The sequence below is a fragment of the Corallococcus sp. AB011P genome (assembly GCF_003611605.1).
In the GTDB taxonomy this organism is placed as follows: Bacteria; Myxococcota; Myxococcia; order Myxococcales; family Myxococcaceae; genus Corallococcus; species Corallococcus coralloides.
Genome location: NZ_RAVX01000001.1, coordinates 401,554 through 408,318 on the forward strand (window position 1 = coordinate 401,554; position 6,765 = coordinate 408,318).

At 65.7% G+C, this 6,765-nt stretch carries 6 protein-coding genes and 1 pseudogene; 1 reads left to right on the forward strand and 6 read right to left on the reverse strand.

Going from position 1 to position 6,765, the window contains the following annotated elements:
* The first annotated feature begins 69 nt into the window (after window positions 1–69).
* Window positions 70–1,995, forward strand: coding sequence for a sulfatase-like hydrolase/transferase (locus D7X30_RS01755; protein WP_120561078.1), 1,926 nt, complete (start codon window positions 70–72; stop codon window positions 1,993–1,995).
* Here the strand turns inward: D7X30_RS01755 and D7X30_RS01760 are convergent.
* From D7X30_RS01760 to D7X30_RS01785, 6 genes and pseudogenes are all read right to left on the reverse strand, one after another.
* Window positions 1,992–2,903: a DUF3396 domain-containing protein gene (locus tag D7X30_RS01760; RefSeq protein ID WP_120561079.1), complete on the reverse strand. Its 912-nt coding sequence runs from the start codon at window positions 2,901–2,903 to the stop codon at window positions 1,992–1,994. The two genes, D7X30_RS01755 and D7X30_RS01760, sit on opposite strands and share 4 nt — an antisense overlap.
* The gene (locus D7X30_RS01765; protein ID WP_120561080.1) at window positions 2,900–3,610 is read right to left on the reverse strand and encodes a hypothetical protein; all 711 of its coding nucleotides are present in this window, start codon (window positions 3,608–3,610) and stop codon (window positions 2,900–2,902) included. Before D7X30_RS01765 ends, D7X30_RS01760 begins: the two co-directional genes overlap by 4 nt.
* A 101-nt stretch (window positions 3,611–3,711) precedes the next feature.
* Window positions 3,712–4,644, reverse strand: a complete 933-nt coding sequence (locus D7X30_RS01770) for a type VI immunity family protein (protein ID WP_233591314.1) — start codon at window positions 4,642–4,644, stop codon at window positions 3,712–3,714.
* Entirely contained in the window at window positions 4,641–5,357 is a 717-nt protein-coding gene (locus D7X30_RS01775; RefSeq protein WP_120561702.1) for a hypothetical protein, read from the reverse strand. Before D7X30_RS01775 ends, D7X30_RS01770 begins: the two co-directional genes overlap by 4 nt.
* A 122-nt stretch (window positions 5,358–5,479) precedes the next feature.
* Window positions 5,480–6,412 (reverse strand): type VI immunity family protein, encoded by a 933-nt coding sequence (locus D7X30_RS01780; RefSeq protein ID WP_233591315.1) that lies wholly within the window; start codon window positions 6,410–6,412, stop codon window positions 5,480–5,482.
* A pseudogene (locus tag D7X30_RS01785) lies at window positions 6,409–6,765 on the reverse strand (hypothetical protein); the annotation flags it as partial. The gene D7X30_RS01780 and the pseudogene D7X30_RS01785, both read right to left, overlap by 4 nt.

A 6,765-nucleotide genomic window follows, 5' to 3' on the forward strand; every position in this document is an offset into this window, starting at 1 on the left:
GGGGACGCGGTTCGTGGGGCCGGTGTCTCTGGGAGGGCCGCTGGTATGGGGCGTGCTCAGGGACGGGGCATGTCCACGTCCTCGCGGCCCAACATCCTCATCCTGACGGTCGATCAGCTCCAGTTCCCCCGCTTCGCCTATGGGCCGGATGGCGGCTTCCTGCCGGCCATCAAGGACATCCTGGGCTTCGTGGACGAGGGAGGAGAGGACAACCCGTTCCGGAAGTTCTTCCCCGGCTTCGCGGCGCTGCGGAAGAACGCGGCGGTGTTCCGCAATCACACCATCGCGGCGTCGGCGTGCACTCCCAGCCGGGCGGTCATCTACACGGGGCAGTACGGCACACGCACGGGCGTCACGCAGACGGACGGCCTGTTCAAGAGCGGTGACGCGGCGGCCTTCCCGTGGCTGTCGGCGGAGGGGATTCCGACGCTGGGGCACTGGTTCCAGAAGGCGGGCTACCACACGCACTACTTCGGCAAGTGGCACGTGAGCAATCCGCCGGACCACTCGTTGAAACAGTATGGCTTTGACGACTGGGAGCTGTCGTATCCGGAGCCGCACGGGGCCTCCATCAACAACCTGGGCGCGTTCCGTGACGAGGGCTTCGCGGACCTGGCGTGCGGCTTCCTGCGGCGGATGGCGCTGGGGGAGCCGTACAACCGGGAGCTGGCGGAGCAGTCGTACGAGGCGCCCCAGGCCGCCGCGCCGAGTGGTGAGGCCCAGCCGTGGCTGGCGGTGGCGTCGTTCACCAATCCGCACGACATCGCGACGTATCCCATCCTGCCGCGGCAGTTGGACCCGGGGGCGCCCAAGCTGGGGCCGTTGAAGGTGCCGGCGGAGGGGGCGCGGTCGGTGAAGCCCACGGCGGGGACGTTCACGGTGCCGCTGAACCCGCTGGGATTCCCGCAGGACAACGCGGGCGTGCCGTCGAACCTGCGCGACACGCTGAAGAACAAGCCGGACTGCCAGCGGGACTACGCGTACAAGGTGGGGCTCGCGCTGTCGTCGAAGACGGGGCTGACGCTGCACCAGGCGAACGAGAACATCGACCCGGTGACGGTGACGTTGAACGCGGGCATCCCGTTCCAGCTGACGGTGGACCCGGAGAAGGCGGCGGAGCGCTTCCAGCAGTACTACGCGTGGCTCATCCACCTGGTGGACGGGCACATCGCGAGGGTGCTGCGGACGCTGGACGAGACGGGGCTGCGGGAGAACACGGTGGTGGTGTTCCTCTCCGACCACGGCGAGTACGGCGCGGCGCACGGCTACCTGATGGAGAAGTGGCACGCGTCCTACCAGGAGGCGCTGCACGTGCCGCTGGTGGTGCAGTTCTCCGAGGAGCAGGAGACGCGATACATCGACGCGCTGACGAGCCACGCGGACATCGTGCCCACGGTGCTGGGGCTGGCGGGGATTACCCGCGAGGAGCAGGTGGCGATCCGCACGGACCTGCGGCTCCACCGTCCGGTGCCCCCGTTCGTGGGCGCGGACCTGAGCCCGCTCGCGAGGGGCGAGGCGACCACGGTGCTGGAGCCCAACGGCACGCCGCGAGAAGGCGTGCTCTTCATCACCGACGACGAAATCACGGAGCCGCTGCCGCGCACGGGAGACCCGCACCAGCTGCACGACGACGCGCTGTTCACCGTGTACACGCGAGCGGTGGAGCGGTTGCGGGAGCAGGGCAAGGTGCCCGGCTTGAGGCCTGGAGCGGTGTGCCAGCCGAACCACGTCCGCTGCGTGCGCACGCCCCGCTGGAAGCTGGCGAGGACGTGGGACCCGTCCGGAGAGCACGCGGACCAGTGGGAGCTGTATGACCTGGAGACGGACCCGCTGGAGCTGGAGAACCTGCTCGTCTTCGACCAGCCGTTCCCGACGCTGATTCCGTCACTGCCGCGAGGGCTGTCCCGCGTGGAGGTGGAAGAGGCGGCACGCGCGACACATGCGCTGCTGGAGCGGTACGAGGTGGAGAAGCTGTCGCCCTGGCCGCAGGGCTAGAGAAACCGGCGGAGCCACTGGTTCGTGTCGTGCTTGTAGAGAGGGAGCCCTTCGCCTTCGTACTGGAAGAGGAAGGGCTCCATCATGCGGGCCAGCGCGCGGTACTGGGGGGGGATGGCCTTCGCTTGCGTGTCGATGGGGTCTGGCCAGTCGTCCAGGGTGACGAGTACGCGGTCGCCGTCCATGGGGAGCAGGGAGACCTCCGGGAAGGGGAGCGCGTTCCGGAGTGTGTCGATGCCGCCCAGTTGTCCCAGCAGGGGCTGGCCGAGGAAGGTGAGCCAGGCGGGGGCGAGGGCGTGAGTGCCAATGACTGCGCTGAACTCACTGTTGTTGTAGGCGTACAGTCCCGGATACCGGGCGAGGAGTGCCTCGGTGATGTTCCAGTCGCCGGAGCTGAACAAACCTTGTGGTGAGACGATGGCGAAGCTGGCGTAGCCAAAGTTGAAAGGCAGCTCACGACCCAGATCGAGCGCAAGGGCACGCAGGTGTGATGCTCCGTGCTCCAGGAGGTATTCGGTCGGGAACGTGAACGACACCGAGCTGATGGGGTCCTTGAAAATGGGGTCCCCGAGGCGGCGCGCGTAATACTCGAAGTGGTAGCTGCCGGCCTCGCTCGGGCTCTCCATCAGGTCGATGGACCAGACGCCCTTCCATGGTGGGTCCAGCAGATACTTCCGGATGTGTTCCCAGCCCTGCTCGTCGAGCGGGTCCAGTTCTCCTTCCTCAGATGGATACCAGCCCAGCGACCCGGAAGGGATGGCCTGAAGATAGGTCTGAAGGGCGCGCCAGACGGCGTGGGCAAAGGCCTCAGGATGTTCGTGGAAGAAGAAGGAGATGACGATTCCGTCACGTCCCGCGACCCAGCCGCCTCTGCCTTGAAGCCGGATGGTGGGAAAGGCGTCTCTCATGGCGTCCTTACTCCAAATCCTGGCGAGATGAGCAAGGCCGGTCCACCCAGGGCTGCCTCGTAGATACTACCCTGGTGCCTGCCAAAGTATGGGCTGCTGGGCCCATAGGGCGCCCACTGCGGTAGATTGCTATCAGGACATGGGAACTTGAAGTCCAGGGTGAGCGCGGACTTGAGCAGGTTCCGGTCTCCGTGGAGGACGATGTCCGGCTTGATGGTGCCGCGGAGTTCCTCGGTGCAGCCTTCGGCGATGAGTCGCGCTTCCTTCTCCCGGCTGATGGTCTCCAGGAAGCGGGCGTTCGGGTAGTAGCGGTAGCGCTGCTCGATGCTGAAGGGCGCGGGCCACAGCTCCTTCAACACCTTCTCGGCGCACTGAAGTGCGAGCACGTGCTTCTGCCTTCCCAACTGCATGGCCCGGGTGACGGGCTTGCCGCAGCGGTCCTGCTCCACCACCTCGGCGCACTCCTGGCGTGTCGGAGGTCGGTTTTCGAAGTAGCGCGCGTTCCCCAACTGCTCGGCCTGGACGGCACACGCGGCGAGCTGCTGCTCCAGCTCATCCGCGTCATGGTCCTGCTGCATCAGCGCGAGCACGGCCGGAGGGATGGCCCGGACTAATGGGGATGCGATGGCCTGGGTCGCGGCCCGCGCGGACGCCTGCTCCGCCACATACGCCGCGTGCCGTGCCTTCGCGGCGGTCTCCGTGTCCACGAACCCCAGCTCCCCATGCCGGGAATGTCGTGAGCCGCCGGCACATGCCGTCAGCAGGGCGCAGGCCACCCACAGGCTCGTCGCGGGACGTCGTCCTGGCTTCAGGGTTGGAGGAACCGGCGGAGCCACTGGTTCGTGTCCTGTTGGAAGGGGAGGAACTCTTCGCCTTCGTACTGGAAGAGGACGGGCTCCATCAGGCGGGCCAGCGCGCGGTACTGGGGGGGGATGGCCTTCGCCTGCGTGTCGATGGGGTCTGGCCACTCGTCGAGGGTGACGAGTACGCGGTCGCCGTCCATGGGGAGCAGGGAGACCTCCGGGAAGGGGAGCGCGTTCCGGAGCGCGTCGATGCCGCCCAACTGTCCCAGCAGAGGTTGTCCCAGGAACGTGAGCCAGGAGGGACAAAGAGCGCGGGTGCCAATGATTGGGCCGAAGCCTTCGAGCCCGTGAAGGTCCAAGCCTGGGTATCGCACGAGGAGCGCTTCGATAAGATCTACTCTTGCCGAACTCCAGAGGCCTGCCGGAGAGATGATGGCGAAGCTGGCGTAACCGAAGCTGAAGGGCAGCTCTTGAGCCAGCTCCAGGGCCAGGATGCGAAGAAAGGTCGCACCATTTCCCTGAAGGTATTCGGTTGGAAATGCGAATGACACAGCGCTGAAGGGAGCATGGCCGAAGGGGTTGTTGGCGGACCGGCCTTCGTACTCGAAGAAGTAGCCGTTGGAGAGCTCACCTCCCCCTGGACTTTCCATCAGCAGAGCATGTCCGCTATTGCCCGAGGGGCGCTCGATCATCTGTTGGCGAGCGACCTCCCAGCCCCTGTCATCGAGTTCCAGGATGTCGCCATCGTCCGCTCCGTACCAACCCAGTGACCCAGGAGGAACGGCCTGACGGTAGCGCTGCAACGCACGCCATGCTGCCAGCGCGACCTCCTTGTGCTCGTGCTGCATGAAGAAGCTGAAAATGACGCCATCGCGGGCTGTGGGAACGGGAGGCTTGCCTTTCGACCACAGGCGGATGACTGGGTACTCCTTCGTCATGGCTTCACCTCTCGAACTCCATACCGGGGCGAAATGAGCAATGCCGGTCCCCCCAAGGCCTCCTGGTAGAGGATTTTCTGAGACATGTCTTCGTAGGGGCTGCCCCGGCCGTACTGTGTCCACTGTGGCAGGTTGGTGTCCGGGCACGGGAACTTGAAGTCCAGGGTGAGCGCGGACTTGAGCAGGTTGCGGTCTCCGTGCAGGACGATGTCCGGCTTGATGGTGCCGCGGAGTTCCTCGGTGCAGCCATCGGCGATGAGCCGCGCTTCCTTTTCCCGGCTGATGGTCTCCAGGAAACGGGCGTTCGGATAGTAGCGGTAGCGTTGCTCGATGCTGAAGGGCGCGGGCCACAGCTCCTTCAACACCTCTTCCGCGCATTGAAGCGCGAGCACGTGCTTCTGCCTTCCCAACTGCATGGCCCGGGTGACGGGCTTGCCGCAGCGGTCCTGCTCCACCACCTCGGCGCACTCCTGGCGCGTCGGAGGTCGGTTTTCGAAGTAGCGCGCATTCCCCAGTTGCTCCGCCTGGACGGCACACGCGACGAGCTGCTTCTCCAGTTCATCCGCGTCATGGTCCTGCTGCATCAGCGCGAGCACTGCGGGAGGAATGGCCCTAACCAACGGGGACGCGATGGCCTGGGTCGCCGCCCGTGCCGACGCCTGCTCCGCCACATACGCCGCGTGCCGTGCCTTCGCGGCGGTCTCCGTGTCCACGAACCCCAGCTCTCCATGCCGGGAATGCCGTGAACCGCCAGCACACGCCGTGAGCAGGACGCAGGCCACCCACAGGCTCGTCGCGGGACGCATGTGCTGCTGGAGCGGTTGCCGTCCTGGCTTCAGGGGAAGAGGAACCGGCGGAGCCATTGGTTCGTGTCCTGCTGGTAAAGGGGGAGTCCTTCGCCTTTGTACTGGAAGAGGAAGGGCTCCATCAGCCGGGCCAGCGCGCGGTACTGGGGGGGGATGGCCTTCGCCTGCGTGTCGATGGGGTCAGGCCATTCGTCCAGGGTGACGAGTACGCGGTCGCCGTCCATGGGGAGCAGGGAGACCTCCGGGAGGGGAAGCGCGTTCCGGAGTGTGTCGATGCCGCCCAGTTGTCCCAGCAGGGGCTGGCCGAGGAAGGTGAGCCAGGCGGGGGCGAGGGCCCGGGTTCCCAATATGGACCTGAAGCCAGTGCCTTGATGGAGGTCCAAGCCTGGATAGCGAGCAAGGAGTGCCTCGATGATGGGCCACTTCGCCGCGCCCCACATTCCATGGGATGAGATGATGGCGAAGCTGGCGTATCCGAAGTTGAAGGGCAGCTCCCGAGCGAGCTCCAGCGCCAATGTGCGCAGGTGAGCCGCACCGTTTCCCTGGAGGAAGTCCGTGGGAAAGGTGAATGACACCGCGTTGACGGGAGCCTTACCGAACGGCGTGTCGAGTGGATGGCCTTCGTACTCAAAAACGTACCCGCTGGAGATCTCACCTCCGCCCGGGCTTTCGGAGAGTTCCGCATTCCCACTGGTGCCCCAGGGACGCTCGAGTATTTGCTGGCGAGCGATCTCCCAGCCCTTGTCATCCAGCTCCAGGATGTCGCCGTCATCCGTGCCGTACCAACCCAGCGAGCCCGGAGGAATGGCGCGGAGATAGGTTTGCAGGGCACGCCACACCGCAGTCGCTATCTCCTTGTGGTCGCGGTGGATGAAGAAGCTGAGGCCAATGCCGTCGCGGGCAGCGGGAATCGGAGGCGAACCTTTCGACCACAGGCGGATGACAGGGTACTCCCTTGTCATGGCTTCACCTCTTTGACTCCTGTACGGGGCGAAATGAGCAAGGCCTTCCCTCCCAGGGCTTCCTCGTAGACGGTCCGCTGCGACATGCCGGCGTAGGTGCCCGTGCCATACCTCGTCCAGGTTGGCTCATTTGTGCCCGGGCACGGGAACTTGAAGTCCAGGGTGAGGGCGGACCTGAGCAGGTCGCGGTCTCCGTGGAGGACGATGTCCGGCTTGATGGTGCCGCGGAGTTCCTCGGTGCAGCCTTCGGCGATGAGTCGCGCTTCCTTCTCCCGGCTGATGGTCTCCAGGAAGCGGGCGTTCGGGTAGTAGCGGTAGCGCTGCTCGATGCTGAAGGGCGCGGGCCACAGCTC

Bases quoted from the DNA above. Each gene is read 5' to 3' on its own strand.
- D7X30_RS01755 (WP_120561078.1), top strand. From the start codon at position 70: ATGTCCACGTCCTCGCGGCCCAACATCCTCATCCTGACGGTCGATCAG.
- D7X30_RS01760 (WP_120561079.1), bottom strand. From the start codon at position 2,903: ATGAGAGACGCCTTTCCCACCATCCGGCTTCAAGGCAGAGGCGGCTGG.
- D7X30_RS01770 (WP_233591314.1), bottom strand. From the start codon at position 4,644: ATGACGAAGGAGTACCCAGTCATCCGCCTGTGGTCGAAAGGCAAGCCT.
- D7X30_RS01780 (WP_233591315.1), bottom strand. From the start codon at position 6,412: ATGACAAGGGAGTACCCTGTCATCCGCCTGTGGTCGAAAGGTTCGCCT.